The sequence below is a fragment of the Ruegeria sp. TASC047 genome (assembly GCF_059612445.1).
Genome location: NZ_JBXWQP010000027.1, coordinates 89,895 through 105,779 on the forward strand (window position 1 = coordinate 89,895; position 15,885 = coordinate 105,779).

The 15,885-nt window shown below is 55.0% G+C and carries 17 protein-coding genes; 9 read left to right on the forward strand and 8 right to left on the reverse strand.

Annotated elements, in window-relative coordinates; all coding sequences use genetic code 11:
- Positions 1-6 precede the first annotated feature (6 nt).
- The 3 genes from AC2FLO_RS06545 to AC2FLO_RS06555 are packed head-to-tail and all read left to right on the forward strand — an operon-like array spanning position 7 to position 1,663.
- A complete protein-coding gene (locus AC2FLO_RS06545; protein ID WP_480559583.1) occupies positions 7-348 on the forward strand; it encodes a copper resistance CopC family protein in 342 nt (113 codons plus the stop codon).
- Positions 349-350: 2 nt separating this feature from the next.
- The gene (locus AC2FLO_RS06550) at positions 351-1,217 is read left to right on the forward strand and encodes a CopD family protein (protein WP_496811653.1); all 867 of its coding nucleotides are present in this window, start codon (positions 351-353) and stop codon (positions 1,215-1,217) included.
- Between the two features lie 11 nt (positions 1,218-1,228).
- Positions 1,229-1,663 (forward strand): c-type cytochrome, encoded by a 435-nt coding sequence (locus AC2FLO_RS06555; protein WP_496753789.1) that lies wholly within the window; start codon positions 1,229-1,231, stop codon positions 1,661-1,663.
- Between the two features lie 337 nt (positions 1,664-2,000).
- Here the strand turns inward: AC2FLO_RS06555 and AC2FLO_RS06560 are convergent, their stop codons facing one another.
- The 6 genes from AC2FLO_RS06560 to AC2FLO_RS06585 all read right to left on the reverse strand — a co-directional run bounded on the left by AC2FLO_RS06560 (position 2,001) and on the right by AC2FLO_RS06585 (position 5,328).
- The gene (locus AC2FLO_RS06560; RefSeq protein ID WP_496753787.1) at positions 2,001-2,660 is read right to left on the reverse strand and encodes a DUF2461 domain-containing protein; all 660 of its coding nucleotides are present in this window, start codon (positions 2,658-2,660) and stop codon (positions 2,001-2,003) included.
- Positions 2,661-2,672: 12 nt separating this feature from the next.
- A complete protein-coding gene (locus tag AC2FLO_RS06565) occupies positions 2,673-3,017 on the reverse strand; it encodes a TfoX/Sxy family protein (protein ID WP_496753786.1) in 345 nt (114 codons plus the stop codon).
- A complete protein-coding gene (locus AC2FLO_RS06570; protein WP_496753785.1) occupies positions 3,017-3,238 on the reverse strand; it encodes an MAPEG family protein in 222 nt (73 codons plus the stop codon). The genes AC2FLO_RS06565 and AC2FLO_RS06570 overlap by 1 nt, the downstream gene beginning before the upstream one ends.
- A 24-nt stretch (positions 3,239-3,262) precedes the next feature.
- Positions 3,263-3,649 (reverse strand): VOC family protein, encoded by a 387-nt coding sequence (locus AC2FLO_RS06575; protein WP_480586555.1) that lies wholly within the window; start codon positions 3,647-3,649, stop codon positions 3,263-3,265.
- 68 nt (positions 3,650-3,717) lie between these two features.
- On the reverse strand, positions 3,718-4,953 hold the full coding sequence (locus AC2FLO_RS06580; RefSeq protein ID WP_496753783.1) for an RNA polymerase sigma factor: 1,236 nt from the start codon (positions 4,951-4,953) through the stop codon (positions 3,718-3,720).
- A 3-nt stretch (positions 4,954-4,956) separates the two neighbouring features.
- Positions 4,957-5,328 carry a YciI family protein gene (locus tag AC2FLO_RS06585; RefSeq protein WP_480483831.1) on the reverse strand — a complete coding sequence of 124 codons (372 nt, stop codon included), beginning with the start codon at positions 5,326-5,328 and terminating at the stop codon, positions 4,957-4,959.
- A gap of 293 nt (positions 5,329-5,621) precedes the next feature.
- On the opposite strand from AC2FLO_RS06585, the gene AC2FLO_RS06590 reads away from it, so the two are divergent.
- Complete coding sequence (locus AC2FLO_RS06590; RefSeq protein ID WP_496753781.1) at positions 5,622-7,775, forward strand: HEAT repeat domain-containing protein; 2,154 nt, start codon at positions 5,622-5,624, stop codon at positions 7,773-7,775.
- Between the two features lie 99 nt (positions 7,776-7,874).
- Here AC2FLO_RS06590 and AC2FLO_RS06595 read toward each other — a convergent pair whose 3' ends face one another.
- Positions 7,875-8,780 (reverse strand): LysR substrate-binding domain-containing protein, encoded by a 906-nt coding sequence (locus AC2FLO_RS06595; protein ID WP_496753779.1) that lies wholly within the window; start codon positions 8,778-8,780, stop codon positions 7,875-7,877.
- Positions 8,781-8,958: 178 nt separating this feature from the next.
- On the opposite strand from AC2FLO_RS06595, the gene ugpB reads away from it, so the two are divergent.
- From ugpB to AC2FLO_RS06620, 5 genes are all read left to right on the forward strand, one after another.
- On the forward strand, positions 8,959-10,269 hold the full coding sequence (gene ugpB, locus AC2FLO_RS06600; protein WP_496753778.1) for a sn-glycerol-3-phosphate ABC transporter substrate-binding protein UgpB: 1,311 nt from the start codon (positions 8,959-8,961) through the stop codon (positions 10,267-10,269).
- A 63-nt stretch (positions 10,270-10,332) separates the two neighbouring features.
- A complete protein-coding gene (gene ugpA, locus AC2FLO_RS06605) occupies positions 10,333-11,214 on the forward strand; it encodes a sn-glycerol-3-phosphate ABC transporter permease UgpA (RefSeq protein WP_209505975.1) in 882 nt (293 codons plus the stop codon).
- A gap of 20 nt (positions 11,215-11,234) precedes the next feature.
- Positions 11,235-12,071 (forward strand): sn-glycerol-3-phosphate ABC transporter permease UgpE, encoded by an 837-nt coding sequence (ugpE, locus tag AC2FLO_RS06610; RefSeq protein ID WP_209506351.1) that lies wholly within the window; start codon positions 11,235-11,237, stop codon positions 12,069-12,071.
- A gap of 3 nt (positions 12,072-12,074) precedes the next feature.
- Positions 12,075-13,130, forward strand: coding sequence for a sn-glycerol-3-phosphate ABC transporter ATP-binding protein UgpC (ugpC, locus tag AC2FLO_RS06615; RefSeq protein ID WP_496753777.1), 1,056 nt, complete (start codon positions 12,075-12,077; stop codon positions 13,128-13,130).
- Positions 13,130-14,065, forward strand: coding sequence for a glycerophosphodiester phosphodiesterase family protein (locus AC2FLO_RS06620; RefSeq protein ID WP_496753776.1), 936 nt, complete (start codon positions 13,130-13,132; stop codon positions 14,063-14,065). The genes ugpC and AC2FLO_RS06620 overlap by 1 nt, the downstream gene beginning before the upstream one ends.
- A gap of 73 nt (positions 14,066-14,138) precedes the next feature.
- Here AC2FLO_RS06620 and AC2FLO_RS06625 read toward each other — a convergent pair whose 3' ends face one another.
- A complete protein-coding gene (locus tag AC2FLO_RS06625; RefSeq protein WP_496753774.1) occupies positions 14,139-15,824 on the reverse strand; it encodes a tryptophan halogenase family protein in 1,686 nt (561 codons plus the stop codon).
- Between the last annotated feature and the right edge of the window lie 61 nt (positions 15,825-15,885).

The following is a 15,885-nucleotide window of genomic DNA, read 5'->3' on the forward strand; positions in this document are numbered from 1 at the left end:
AGGACCATGAAAAAGATCGTAACTCTCGTAATCATGGCTGCTATTCCCAGCGGGGTACTGGCGCATTCCAAGGCCGAAGAAACGACACCTGCCAATGGGGCGACTGTAACCTCTGTGCCCGCTGAAATTGGCCTCAGCTTCACCAAGGACATCCGGCTGACGCGGATAGAGATGGCCCATGAAGAACACTCGGCAGTAAGCCTAGATTTGGGGGACCAGACAAGTTTTAGTCAGGAGTTCACGATCCCACTGCCGGGCAATGGAACCGGCACCTATGTCATCGAGTGGCGTGGTTTAGGTAAAGACGGCCATGCGATGCAGGGCGAGTTTTCCTTTTCCGTGGAATGAGCATGCCAGACATTTGCGGAGTTGTCGCAATCCTCGCAAAGCTGGTGCTCTACATCGGCTTTGCTGGGTCCACCGGGCTTGTCGCCGTTAAGTGCTTTTATTCCGAACTAGTCGCGCCGGTAAGCCTTGCGATGAAGCGCCAAGCCTTGGTCTTGGCGTGGCTTTCCCTCGCAGCAACGGTATTTGGTTTCATGCTCCGAGGAGCCGCCTTAACGGGCGGAGTTGACGGCATGGTCGATCCAGAGATGCTTGGCTTGCTTTGGCAGACCTCCGTAGGCGACGTACTTGCTTATCGCCTTTCAGGCGCAGTTTTGATCCTTGTGGGACTGTCTGTTCCTCGCTTTGGTCTATGGATCGCGCTGTTGGGTGGCACATTGGCCATGTGGTCCTTTGCACAGATCGGACATGTACCGGAACTGGAGAGTGTTGGCGTCCAACTGTTGCTGCTGTTGCACCTGCTGTGTGTGGCCTTTTGGGTGGGTATATTTGGCCCGCTGCGGAGTATGGCTCTCATGCCTGAACACCTGACAGATGCAGCAGTGTTAGGGCACAGGTTTGGACAGGCTGCTGCACTTATTGTGCCAACGCTAGTCGCGGCGGGTCTGTGGATGGCTTGGTTGCTTGTCGGCAATCTCCAAGGGCTCTTGTTCACTGGCTACGGGCAGGCGCTGTTGATCAAGGTGTTTCTTGTGGCACTGCTGTTGATCCTCGCCGCTGCCAACAAGCTCCAATTTGTTCCGGCCATGCAAAGTGGAGAGGCAATAGCAGCGCAACGCCTCGCCCGATCCATCGAGGTTGAGGCAATAATCGTATTAGTGGTGCTGGCGACAACGGCAACACTCACGAGCGTACTAACGCTTCCGAGTTAAGGTAGGTAGAGATGAACAAACACCTTTGCGCACTCGCTATATGCAGCATTGGTACGAGCCTTGCTGCAGATCATGAGTTGTTAGATAGAGACCTAGCGAATGGGCAGGAACTTTACGCAGTGCACTGTGCCTCATGCCATGGAGTGAATCTGGAAGGCCAACCCGACTGGCAAACACCCAACGAAGACGGGGTGTTGCCCGCGCCACCACATGACGTGACAGGGCACACTTGGCACCACGACAACCAGCTACTGTTCGAGTACACCAAACTAGGTGGGGCAGACGCATTGGCAGCACGCGGCATTAAAGACTTCAACAGTGGTATGCCGGGATTCGAGGGCACGCTGACTAACGAAGATATTTTGGACGTGCTGGGTTACATACGCTCCACATGGCCCGACGATGTTCAGCAAATGCAGGCCAGCCGCAACCTTCCCCACCAGTAAAAGACAGCTGGCCTCGTAAAGGTTTGGACGTACACAGTACACCGTAGCAGGTTGTGCAACATCAAGTGTGACTTCAAGAGAAGCCACAGTGCAAACAAGAAATCTACAATAGTATTTACGATCAGTGTATTAGGCGTTCGGCGGCGTTTCCGGCAGGCTCCACCATATCCAAACAAAAAAACAGAGGGCAAACACTGGAGCGGCGTGGCACACAGGTGCGACCCAAAATGAAGCTGCATACTTATCTCTCGCCGTTCAGACACAGCGTTGAACGATTGAGGTCGGCACCTTGGCGATATCCATCGAGCCTATGTTCCCCGCATATGGAAAGATGGGGTTACTCGACCCGAGAAAGCAGCAGAAAAACAGGTAAGAGGTCGTCGAACAATTCTGTCGTTCGTTCAATGAGGTTTGGTTCGATAGCAAAGGCGGGATTGCCTAGATCCGTCCAGACGGTAAAGCCTTTGCGGCGCAATGCTTCATCATTTGGATGATCTTTGTCAAAACCGGAGGGAACACGTTTCAATTCAGGATCCCCGACCCGGAATCCACGCTTTCGCATCTCAGCGGCAAGCTGTATCACCTCTGCCCCTTTGGGGCCTGCCATCTCTGTTCGAAAGGCATCCAACGCTTCCTTTTCGTACTGAAATACCCCGCAGCCAAGCGCCAGATCATCGGGTGAGAGCCCAAAGAACCACATCGGTGGCTGATCCGCATTCCCGTCAGGGATAAACGCAATATGCAGGTGTGCGTTGTAAGGTGTTTTGTCCTTGGAAAATCGGACATCCCGATGAATACGAAAAATCTTGCTGCTGTGGGTCTGGCCAGTCAGATCAAGCAATGCATCCGCCATGTTATCCGCGAAGTGCCTGCTGGCCTCCTTCAAATGGGTCTCGTAAATTGCCTTGTTGGCTGCAAACCATTCCTTCGTGTTGTTGGCCCGCAAGTCCCTTAGAAAACCAAGCGCTGCAGGTGAGAAACTTTCAAATTTGGCCATTGATTTCTCCGTTCAGTCTTTCGCGGGAAGTGCTGCGGCGAGTTCGAGACAAAGGTGTAACCAGCGCAGCAAAGCGGCGTCATCGCAATCACTCTCATCCACGCGGATAAAACCACCCAGTTTGCGTGCACCGTGAATCACTTCTTGAGCCGCAGGGTCCGCCAGCGCAATGCTTTCGTTGTCCTTGCCCACCCGGAACATGAAACGGCCCAGCCCGTCGTTATGCCGCCGCGCCCCGCACAGCATGTTGCCGTTCAAGAAAAAGCAATTGCCACCCATCATGCGCTTTTCTGAAATGCCCACATGCGCGGCCAAAGCGTCACGAATGCGTGCGTTGAGGGTTTCATCCACCGGCATCAGCTGGATGCCTCAGGCTGCCGGTGGATCGACGGCGCGAACGAAACATATTCGACGAAGTTTCCATGTGACCGCATTACGCGCAAGAGCCTGTTGCCCCCATCCCATAACGGATGGATACCCGCCCTAGATCGACGCAGGCCAAAAGCAGTCGCCAGTGGAATGCTCACCCAGACCAATACCGCCGCAATAACCCGCACGATGTGCGAATATTGTTCCATCTGCGCCCTCCTTTCAGGCAGTTCTCAGGGTCTCATGCTTTCGTAGGTGATCAATGCAAAGCGTGCACTTTGCGGGTCGTTCAGCGTGGCCATGCGCCCGACACCCGGCATATCCATCGCGGGTTGAAGAACTGTGGCGCCTTTGGCTTCGGCCTTTGCAACACTCGCATCCACGTCGGCCACCGTGAAGAAGATCGTCCAGCTTCCACGCTCCTCTGGCATTGGTGAAAAGCCTCCGATAGCGGTCTCGCCCACAACTGCGGCCGAATAACTTGACCCATCCTGCATCGGCATGTCGCTGATCTTCCAGCCCAGCACATCCTGATAAAAGGATTTGGCCTTGCTCTGATCCGGCCCAGAATGCCCGATCCATCCTGAATTTCCGACAGCCGTCATCTCAAGTATACTCATGGGTACCTCCGTTGGTTACGCCCGCCACATACGGTTCTGACCCAAGGACGTATGAGGAGTGTGTGTTCCTACAGGCCCTCCAATTCTTTTTGACTGATTTTGATTTTTTCGTTGATCACGTCGCACTCCAACGCGGTGGGAGAAAGCGCCAACACGGTTTCAAAGGCGGAAATGGCGTCTTTATGATCCCCCGCTTCTTGCAAAAGGCCACCTCGCATCGCGTGAAACCAACGATAGTTGGACAGCTCCTGTGACAGCGGATCCATTGCCTTCAAAGCATATTGTGGGCCGTGTAGCTTGGCCTGTGCGGCAATCTGGTTGAGCCGGATCACAGGTGTCGGCTGCAATGCGTAAAGGGCGGCGTAGTGGCTTTCGATTAACGCCCAGTTGGTTTCTTCGGACGAGGTTGAACAGGCATGTGCCTGGGCGATTGCAGCTTGGATGATGTAGACCCCGCGGTGGCCAATCCGCTGGGCTTTTTGCAACAGCGATGTAGCCTCAGCGATATTCGAGCGATCCCAAAGATCGCGGTTCTGATCGTCGAGCGCGACGAGCTTGCCTTCGGTGTCAATCCGGGCCTGGCGCCGGGCGTGTTGAAACAACAATAGCGCCAGCAATGCGGCCTGCTCACCCATTGCAGGGAACAATGCGACAAGAAGGCGGGCAAGCCGGATCGCTTCTTTGCACAGCGTGAGCTTGATTTGCTGCGGCCCGGCCGAGGTCGACCACCCTTCGCTGAACATCAGATAAACCATTGTCGAGACTTCGCCCAACCGGGCTTGCCTCTCAGCCGGGCTCGGCGTTTCAAAGGCGACCCGGTTATTTGCTATTTTCTTTTTGGCGCGGGTAATGCGCTGTTCCATGGTCTTGGATTTGACCAGAAATCCGCTGGCGATCTCATCGACGCTCAGCCCCGCGACTACCCGCAAGGCGATGGCGATCTGATCCCGCCGATCCAGTTCCGGATGACAACAGATGAACAGCAAGCGCAGGACATCATCCCGCATCTCGTCAGGGTCGGGTGTTTCCGCCGGCATCGGTTGAAACTCCTCTGCGTGGCGCGACAGGATTGCCGCGCGCCGCCGGGATTTGCGTAATTCGTCCAGACCCGCATTCCGGGCCGTGGCCAGAAGCCATGCCAATGGATCACGAGGCGCCCCGTCCTGGGACCAAACCGCCAAGGCTTTCAGGCAGGCGTCGGCAAAGGCCTCCTCTGCGGTGTCCAGATCCCGAAAAGCCCGCGTGAGGGCAGCAATGGCGCGCGGGCGTTGTTCAGCAAATGTGGCCTCCAGCCAGTCTGACATGATCTATTCCGACGATATGGCACCCCCGGCCCAGGCCACGGGCCGAACTTCCAGCCGCGCGACCGGTGAAGAGATCAGTTTTGCATGTTCCAACGCTTCCTCAAGGTCTTTGAAATCAGCGGCGTAAAACCCAAGAAAGTTTTCCTTGGTCTCGGAGAACGGGCCATCGGTGATTAGGGGTGCAGCACCTTCGGACGCCGCCGGTTCGACCATTACCGCTGACGTTGGCGGCATCAGTTTTATCGACACGAACTCTCCGCGTTCCGACAAAACCGCTTGCAGGGCGCGATGGCCTGACATCACTTCGTCCTGGCGATCTTTCGGCAATGCCTCGAACACGCCCGGTTCCCCATAAATTGTGATCGCGTAGATCATTTTCGCCTCCATGCGTTGGTCGCATTGTGCAAGGACGCGCGAGGCCATGCAAATCCGACAACGCGCAGAGCCGACAAATTGCCCAGGCCGCTTTTGTCTGAAAACCCAGCAGCCCGGGCTTCCATTTCCATCCAGATAACAGGTCGGGGGATTTTAAAAACCGGAGCAAAACCGGTACCTTGAAAACCGGTTCCCAGAAAAATGTCCAAATGGTAGGCTGCGAAACTATGGAAAGCCGGCCAAATCGTCGATTAGCAGCCATCTTAGCCGCCGATATCGCAGGCTATTCAAGATTGGTTGGATTGGATGAAGAAGGCACTATCGACAAGCTGCGCCGGATCCGCGCTGAAGTCATCGAGCCCTTGATCGCCGAGTATTCAGGGCGCATTGCGAACACAGCCGGTGATAGTTTTCTGATCGAATTCCCCAGCGCAGTCGGTGCGGTTCGCGCCGCAGTCGAGATACAGGCCGAACTGTCGAAAAGAAACTCGGATACCGAACCTGATCGCGCAATCGTTTTTCGGATCGGTTTGAATGTCGGCGATGTCGTCTCGAACGCCGATGACATCTTGGGTGATGGTGTCAACGTTGCCGCACGGCTTGAGGCACTGGCAGAACCTGGGGGGATTATTGCCTCGCAGGCGATTGTCGGATACGCGCGCAACAAGGTGCCCTTCGCCTTTACGCCAATTGGCCCGCAATCTGTCAAGAATATTGCGGACCCTATTGAGGCGTTCCGCGTCGAAACAGATGCGTTGACCCCGGCGGTAAAGCACAAAACCAAGAAGGTTCCTCATTTCATAGTTCTGGCTGTAATCGTCGCAATAGGCACAACAGGGTTTTTCGGAGTGAAGATATGGGAAAAGGGTCAGCTGCGCGCTTCTGAGGCACAGATGGCTTACCCTCTGCCGGACCTGCCCTCGATCGCCGTGCTTCCCTTGACGAATTTCACCAGCGACGCGTCCAACAAGATGTTGATAGATGGCGTTTCCGAGGATCTGATAACGGACTTGTCCCGCATATCAGGGTTATTTGTCATCGCCGGAAGCACATCCTTTGCATTTCAGGACCGCGACATTGATGTGGCAGGTTTTGCCGAGAAACTGGGCGTTCGCTATGTCGTTGATGGAAGCCTTAGACGTAGCCGAGAGGGTTTTCGGGTCAACATCCGCCTGACGGACACGTTGAACGGCAGATTGATCTGGGCGGAACGTTTCGACGGTGAAATCGATGAGATCTTCGACCTGCAAAACAGCATTGTACTGGCGATTGCGCGCGAGTTGGATGTCCCGCTCGACACGCAAAGCCGGATTGCTATCGAAAGCATAGAGACTGAAAAGATCGAGGCGCGCGAAGCGTTCCAGCGCGGGTGGGCGCTTTATTCACGCTTCAATGAACAGGACAATCTGGCCGCAATTCCGCATTTTGAGCGGGCTGTCGAGCTGGACCCGAATTATGCGCGCGCCTGGGCGATGTTAGCTATGGTACATTTGCGACCGCACATCTTCCACCACTGGTCAGGCTTTGCGAATGCTGAAGAACAGATGCATATCGGGCTGTTCTATAAATACTACCGTGAACTGACGCATCAGGACACCTCGCTTATCCACGTCATCAGGGCAATTGTCGCTCTCAACCTTCCGGACTGGGACAGCGCCGAGGGTGTAAGTCGGGGAACAGAAGAAGCGAGACAAGAAGCCGCGAAAGCCATTGCCCTGCAACCAAGCGACCCCGAAGCGCATGTGACAATGGGATGGGCCTTGATCGCGGGTGGCGAGCCAGAGGAAGGGCTGGCATTTGTACAGGCTGCAATGCGCCTCGACCCGGAATACCCCAGCCACTACGCGCTATTTCAAGGTGCTGCGCTGTTTGCGATGAATGATCTGACAGGTGCAGAGGCCGTTATTAGGTCTGAGCTGGACCGAAACCCGCAGGCAGTTGAGTTGATGCCATTTGCAGCGTCGGTTCTGGCCTTGAATGGCGATCGAAGCAGCGCGCGTGCAATGATCGAACAATGGCAGAATGGAAAAAACGAGAAGGTTCTGGGCGAAGCGGTGCGCGATTATTTCTTTATCGTGCGATGGATCGGCGAGCATCAGCATTTGAACAACCGCTTGAAAAACGGCCTTCAATTGGCCGCGCTTCCGCCGAGCACGACAGTTGCAAGCCTAAAAGCTGATCTGATGCGCGGAGATGCCAAGGAACAACGTGACGCGGCTCAGTCTTTGGCGCTCTTTGGAGCTGACGCAGCCCCAGCCGTTCCGGAACTGATCATGCTGTTGGGCAGCCCTTCGGTTTTTGTCAGAAAAGAAGCCGCCAACGCATTGGGTGGAATCGGCGGGAAAGCATCCCCCGCTTTGCCTGCATTGGAAGCAGCCGCAGACGGGTCTTTGTCGGGTAGATTTGCCGCCCGAGCCATTGAACAGATACGCGGAGCCTCACAATAACGACGGCTTTGGGCGTATTCGATCCCTTGGCTCCTGCTTTTTCTGGAGAGTGTTGGCTGGAAACGCGGGCAGGTATCCTTCGTCCCGGTGACCGCAGCCTCACGCAAGTGTTCTGAACGCATTCAGACTTTCGCTGAAATGCTCGATGAACTCCAGTGTTATCAAAGACGGCTGCTTCAAAACCGGGCGTACCAGCGAAAGAGTATGCGGCAAAAACGGCTTGAATGGCCTGTAGCTTAGCTCCCGGTCTGTGTAATGGACAGCGTCCAGTTCGCTGACGATTGAGACACCGACGCCTTTTATGGCCAATTCACATGCTGCCGTAAATTGCCGGACTTCGATATGAGAGTTGAGTGTAACGTTGGCCTGCTGAAATGCCTTCGAAAGCCGTCCGAAAAAATCGCTGTCGCGCCGCGTATGTATGATGTTCTCATCTGCAAGATCGGATGGCGTCACCTCCGAGAGGTTCTCAAGCGCGTGATTTTTCGGGAATACGCAAACCGTGCGCACATCGACATTTCTGCTTTCGACCCCCGGATGACCGTTGAAGCCATCGGTGATTCCAAAGTCATATTGTTCGCCAACCATCCATTCCAATATCCGTTCCGGCCTGTCCGGTTCGATCGTCATGGTGACACCTGGCCGGTCTTTCAGAAAACTTGCCACAACATCCGGCAGATGGCTGGTGGCGAAACCGGGCAGGCAGGCGACGCGGATGTGCCCGGCTTTACGCTGTGTGATATTCTGACTCGCGTCCGATATCTGCTTCATTAATTCCAGGACACGATCCACGCTGGGTTGCAGATAGCGAACTTCCTGGGTTGGCACCAATCTCCCTTTGCGGCGATCAAAAAGTTGAAATCCAAACGATTTTTCAAGATCCGACAGCAACCTGCTGACAGCTGGTTGGCTCACCCCCAAATCGGCGGCCGCTGCTGTGACCGAACCATTGGTGGTCACCGCCATGAGTGCTTCCAATTGCCGAATTCTCAAAGTTTGTCTCATTGCAGACCCAGTTCCGCTTTTTTATTCACGCTGTATAACATTGTATTATGTTTTTTGCCAATAAGTAGGGCTTGAATTATATTTCTGTAACGGTAACGTCGTGAAATCGTCATGTGTGTCGAATACGCGTTGCAGTCGGTACTCAACGAAGCATCAAACCTGATGCATGGGAGGAATCATGAAAAAGAATTTGCTTGGCGCTCTTGCCGTTACAACTGCCTTGTCCCCCTTGGCGGCAATGGCACAAACCGAAGTTCAATTCTGGCATGCCTTTACCGGCCGCCTTGGCGAACTTGTCAAAGCGCAGGTTGAAGAATTCAACGCCAGTCAGGATGAGTTTGTCGTGGTCGAAAGCCACAAGGGCAACTATTCAGAAACCCTGAACGCTGGCATTGCCGCTTTCCGTGCTGGCGAACAGCCACACATCCTGATGGTTTTCGAAGTTGGCACCGCAACGATGATGTCAGCAAAAGGCGCGATCAAGCCGGTCTACGAAGTCATGGCTGAAAGTGGCGCGTCTTTTGATCCCGATGCCTATATCGGCGCGGTGAAGGGTTACTACACCACCACCGACGGAGATATGTTGTCGCTGCCGTTCAACTCTTCCACGCCGGTCTTGTGGGTCAACCGCGACGCCATGCAGGCGGCAGGTGTTGATCCTGATACTGACCTGTCAACTTGGGAAAAAGTCGGCGATGTGCTGGAGCAACTCAAAGCCGGAGGCGAGGACTGCCCGCTGGTGACGGCATGGCAAAGCTGGATTCACCTGGAAAACCTGTCAGCCTATCACAACGTTCCGTTTGCATCGCAGGACAATGGTTTTGCCGGTCTGGACACAGAACTGATGCTGAACGGCCCGGTACAGGTCGCGCACCTGAGCGCCATGGGTGACTGGGCCAAGGATGGGAAATTCATCTATACCGGTCGCAGAAATGAAGGCGGCGCAAACTTCAGGGCCGGAGAATGTGCCTTGTTCACCGAAAGCTCGGCCGGGTATGCCGGGATCAAAGCCGAGGCCGAGTTCGACTTTGATGTGCGCCCGCTGCCGTATTGGGAAGCGGTCACAAGCGAGCCTCAAAACACCATCATCGGCGGTGCATCCCTTTGGGTGATGGAAGGTCATGATCCCGAAGAATACAAAGGCGTTGGCGAGTTCCTGAGCTTCTTGTCCTCGTCCGACGTTCAGGCGGCATGGCACCAGAATACCGGCTATCTTCCGATTACCGTAGAAGCCGGTGAAGCGACCCGTGCGGCCGGTTTCTATGATGAAAACCCGGGCACCGATATCGCTGTGATCCAGATGACCGCGAAAGAGCCGACAGCAAATTCGAAAGGTCTGCGTCTGGGGTCGTTCGATCAAATTCGCGGTATCATCGATGAGGAACTTGAGGCCATCTGGTCCGGTGAGAAAACCGCCCAGGAAGCCATGGACAGCGCCAAAGAACGCGGTGACGCGCTTCTGCGCAGGTTCGAATCGGCGAATCAATAAACCTCTGAAATCCGGTGCGGGCTCGGCAGAGCCCGCATCCACTATTCCCGGCGGGTCATCAGGATGGAAAAACGCGTCACATTCCGCGGCTGGCTGTTGCCATTGGCGCTGATCGCCCCACAGGTCGTCATTTCTGCCGTATTCTTCTTTTATCCCGCTGCACAAGCTGTGTGGCAGTCGCTGTTCATCCCAGATCCGTTCGGGTTGTCGTCCAAGTTCGTCGGTCTGGGCAATTTTGAATTTCTGCTAAGCGACAAGTTTTATCGCGCATCCTTTGTAACCACGGCCGTGTTTTCGACGCTTGTTACGCTCTGCTCCATGATCCCGGCCCTGTTTCTGGCAGTCATTGCAGATCGGCTGATCAAAGGATCCGGAGCTTATCGGACGCTGCTGATTTGGCCTTATGCAGTCGCACCGGCGGTTGCGGGTGTGCTATGGCTGTTCATGTTCAACACGCGCGTCGGTGTCGTGTCGTGGTATCTTGGACAGCTGGGCTATGACTGGAACCACGTCTTGAATGGCACCGAGGCGATGGGGCTTGTGGTTGTCGCTTCGGCCTGGGGGCGCATCAGTTATAACTTTTTGTTCTTCTTCGCCGCACTCCAGTCGGTTCCGCGGTCGGTCATCGAGGCCGCAGCGATCGATGGCGCACGGTTCTGGCGCAGGTTTTTCACGATTGTCCTGCCGTTGCTGTCGCCGACAGCGTTTTTCCTGCTTGTAGTGAATGTGGTCTATGCGTTCTTTGAAACTTTCGGCGTAATCCACACAATCACCGGTGGTGGACCGCAGCAGGCCACGACCATTCTGGTTTACAAAGTCTTTTCAGACGGGTTTGTCGGTCAGGATCTGGGCTCGTCTTCGGCGCAATCGGTCATTTTGCTGATTGTCGTCGGCCTTCTGACCGTCATTCAGTTCAAGTACGTGGAAAAGAGGGTGCATTACTGATGGCAGCCCAACAGCACGGAATGGTCGAAAAGCGCGGAGCGGGTATCTGGCTGACACATGCCCTGATGATCCTTGGCGTCCTGGTCATCTTCTTTCCGATTTGGCTGGCATTTGTCGCCTCAACCGTTACCCAGCCGGAAGTTGTATCACCACCCATGCCGCTTTTGCCGGGTGATCAGTTCTGGGAGAACTACAAGGCAGCCTTGTTTTCCGGCGTGAATGTCCCCGTCGCAACGATGCTGTTCAACAGCCTTGTAATGGCCATCGGGATTGCAGTGGGCAAGATCATCATTTCACTGCTTTCGGCATTTGCAATCGTCTATTTCCGCTTTCCCGGTCGAACAACGTTCTTTTGGCTGATCTTCCTGACCCTTATGTTGCCGGTCGAAGTGCGCATCGTTCCGACATTTGAGGTCGTGGCCGGGTTCGGCATGCTCAACAGCTACTACGGACTGATCTTTCCGCTGATCGCCTCGGCCACGGCGACCTTCCTGTTCCGTCAGTTCTTCCTGACAATCCCGGACGAGCTGGCCGAAGCTGCGCGTGTGGATGGTGCCCGGCCTATGCGGTTTTTCATCGATATCGTCGTACCGATGAGTCGGACAAACATCGCGGCACTGTTCGTCATCCTGTTTATCTATGGGTGGAACCAGTATCTGTGGCCACTGCTTATCACCACCGACCCTGAAATGAACACCATTGTGATGGGCATCAAGCAGATGTTCCCGTCTGGCGATGATGTGGCTGATTGGCCGGTCATCATGGCAACCTCCATTCTGGCAATGATCCCACCGGTCATCGTGGTGGTGTCGATGCAAAAGCTTTTTGTCCGCGGCCTTGTCGATAGCGAGAAATAGAAAATGGCAACAGTAACCCTGGAGAATGTCAAAAAGAGCTTTGGCCCGACAGATGTCATACATGGCATCGACATCCACATCGAAGATGGCGAGTTCATTGTCATCGTCGGCCCTTCGGGCTGCGGAAAATCCACGCTGTTGCGCATGGTGGCAGGGCTTGAGACCGTGACCGCGGGTGAAATCCGGATTGGTGCGGAACGGGCCAACGAAAAAGAGCCGATGGATCGTGACATTGCCATGGTGTTCCAGAACTATGCGCTCTACCCGCATATGTCGGTCCGGCAGAACATGGGTTATGGCCTGAAGATCGCAGGGTTGCCCAAGGCTCAGATCGATCAAAAAGTGACCGAGGCGGCCAGGCTGTTGCAGCTTGAACCATTGCTCGACCGCAAACCCAGACAATTGTCAGGCGGCCAACGTCAGAGGGTGGCTATGGGGCGCGCGATTGTCCGTGAACCTGCGGTGTTCCTGTTTGACGAACCACTTTCGAACCTGGACGCAAAGCTTCGCGTGCAGATGCGGCTTGAGATTCGTGAACTACAGGAAAAACTGGGGATCACCTCGCTTTATGTAACCCACGATCAGGTTGAAGCTATGACAATGGCCGACAGGATGATCGTCATGAACGGCGGTATCGCCGAACAGGTTGGCACACCGCTAGAGGTATACGAAACGCCAAGAACCCTGTTTGCAGCACAGTTCATCGGCAGCCCCGCGATGAATGTCTTTGAGGCCCAACGCGAAAACGGAACCGTCATGATTGGTGGGGTCGCGGTTGGTTCGTCGCAGGGCCCTGATACTGCCTTCAAGCTGGGGGTACGACCCGAGCATCTATTGCTGGATGACAATGGCCCGATTGAGGCTACGATTCAGATGGCAGAGCCACTGGGGGCAAACACGCTGTTACACGGTCAACTGACCGGCTTGGGCGATCCGATCACGATCAGCCTTCCGGGTGTGCACCCGATCGAAGGCCGACATCCGAACATGCGGTTTTCTGTGTCCTCAGACCATATGCATCTGTTTGACCGATCCACCGGTGAAAGGCTGGAAGGCTGATGGCATTCCCACAGGTCGAGGCTTTCCGGGGGGGCGACAACCTGATCCGCATCGTAGGCCACCGGGGTGCGCGAGGTGTGTTGCCTGAAAACAGCATGATTGGCTTCGACTTTTCGCTGTCCATTGGCGTGCCGCTTCTGGAGTTTGATGTTGTCCTCACGGCTGACGACATCCCCGCCATAACCCATAATCACCGGCTGCACGCCCCCAGTTTTCGCGATGCTGACGGTCAGTTTTTGACCGGGGAAGAGCCGAAGGTTTCAACTCTGACGTTTGAGCAGATTCAGAATTTCGATATCGGGCGGTTGGATGGGAATTCTGCCTATGGTCGGCGATTTCCAGATCAGGCGCTAATGGATGGCGTTCGCGTTCCAAGGCTGCTTGACCTGCTGGATCTGGTGAGTGACCCCCAACATAGCGATGCCTGTCTGATGCTCGAGCTGAAATCGGACTCCGATTTGGCCCATGACGCGCGCTACAGAGAGAAGTTTGTCAGTCTTGTCCTGCAAGAGGTTCGTTCCAAGGCCCTGTCGTCGCGTGTGGTGCTGCACAGTTTCGACTGGAATCTGTTAGAAGAATGTCAGCGGCAAGCGCCGGATATACCATCTTCTTATCTGACCCAACTTCCCGAAAACACCGAGGATGTAGGGGAGGATTCGTCCAAGGCAGTCTGCCCGGATTTTCGCGGCCGCGAAGGCGATATTCCGCGATTGGTCAAGCAAGCGGGTGGCTCACTGTGGTGCCCGTATTATGCGGATGTAACTGCTGAAAACGTCGAACTGGCCAAGGATTTGGACCTTTGCGTTGCGGTCTGGACGGTCAATGACCCTGAAGATATTGCCAGGATGATCGACCTGCGTGTGGATGCCATTGTTTCTGATTATCCGGGTCGGGTTCAAAGGCACTTGTCTGACCGGGGTATGAGCTGGCGCTAAACCGCCCTGAAGGCCGGGGCTGAATGCCTCGTCCTTCAGTTTCTTAAATTTCCTTCGTAAAGGCAGAGAACCGCTAGAACAGTTGCAAATCCTTCGCGCCGCTTTGGATTTCAGCAAAGTTCGGCATGTTCTGGATCGTAACAGGTGCGGGTTTCGTGCCCGGCATCGCAACCGTCGGTTTCGCCACGTTCGCCATCCCAAAGACCGGTTTTTCCAGCTCACCCCGGATATCGCGCAGCAGCGTTTTATGATCCGGCATCACTTTGACTATCTGCGCAAGATCCTCTTTCGCGCGCTGCATGCCCTGGAACCAAATCACTTTCTTCAACGGCCGCAAACGATCTCGTATGCCGGTACCGTAACCCGTATCATAGACCTGTTTGCCCAACAAAACCGTCTGATAAACGCGATGGTCAAACAGCGTAGCAAATTCCACATCGTGATCCATCGGCAGACGGTGCTGCCACAACTCCAGATTCTCGGCCAGCCGATCCGGTATCTTCATCTCTGTCCGCGCGTCGATCCAATAGGGATCATCCTTTCGATTGCCCAATCGGTAGTGCAGGCAGATGAATTCCAGAACCTCGTTATAAAGCTTGTCCATCTGCCGGTTGTATCTTGCCCGCAGTGCAGGGGCGACGTCGCGCGTCGGCAAGTGTTCTGCAAACCAGCGTACTGCGTGGTCAATCATGTGGATCGCGGTACTTTCCAACGGCTCGATAAACCCGCCTGACAGACCGATTGCCACACAATTCTTGACCCAGGCATTGCGCACGCGCCCGACGCGCATCGGGATGATCCGCGGCGTCAAACCCTTGCCGCTGTCACCCAGCCATTCAAGATATTCGTCGGCCGCCTGATCATCCGTTCGATGCGCCGAGGAGAACACATAGCCTGTACCCACACGATTGTAGAGCGGCACCCGCCACGTCCACCCTGCGCCTAGCGCGGTCGACCGCGTGAGGCTTTCGATTTTATTGGGATTGCGGTGTTCGACCTGCAACGCCATGGCGCGGTCATTGGGCAGATAGTCCGAATAATCCAAGAACGGCTCGCCCAGCGCCTGATTGATGATCAAACCACGGAACCCGGTACAATCGATAACCATTTCGATGTCATGACGTCCTGCCCGCTCCAGCATCAGATGGCTGACGTTGCCTTGTTCATCCAGCTCGACCTTCTGTACCTCGTCCTGGATATGCTCGACGCCGCGCTTTGTGCAGACCGTGGTAAGCATACCCGCAAACTTCACCGCATCCAGATGATAGGCATAGCCAAAACGCTGTTCAAACTCGGGCTGACCCAGCTGTCGCGCGCCTTTGCACAGACGTCCCAGATGATCGTGGGGCGAGATGGACTGTGTAAAGTCCCGCTCTCCGTTGCCAAAGCGCAGGAAATACTCGGCGGCGTCCAACCCTTCCAGCATCTGGCCATGGGCAAAGGGGTTCACGTAATCGATGCGTTTTCCTTTGGGGTCTTTGTTCCAGTTGCAGAACTTCACACCCAGCTTGAAGGACGCGTTTGTCTCGCGGAAAAAATCCCGTTCGGAAATGCCCGCCTGACGGAGCGTGACCGGCATGCGCGGCACCGTAGCCTCACCAACACCCACGGTCGAGATATTGGGGCTTTCGATCAGGCAGATATGTGGTCGGTCTTTTGTTGCTGAAGTGCGTGAAAACACCATGTCCAGGATCAACGCGGTCATCCAGCCTGCCGTGCCGCCACCTACGATGGTGATTTTGCGCAAACGATTGTTCATATTCTTCTGTCCCCATTGGTTTTGAGGACTATATCAAGTTTCCGACGCTTATCTAGGCTCT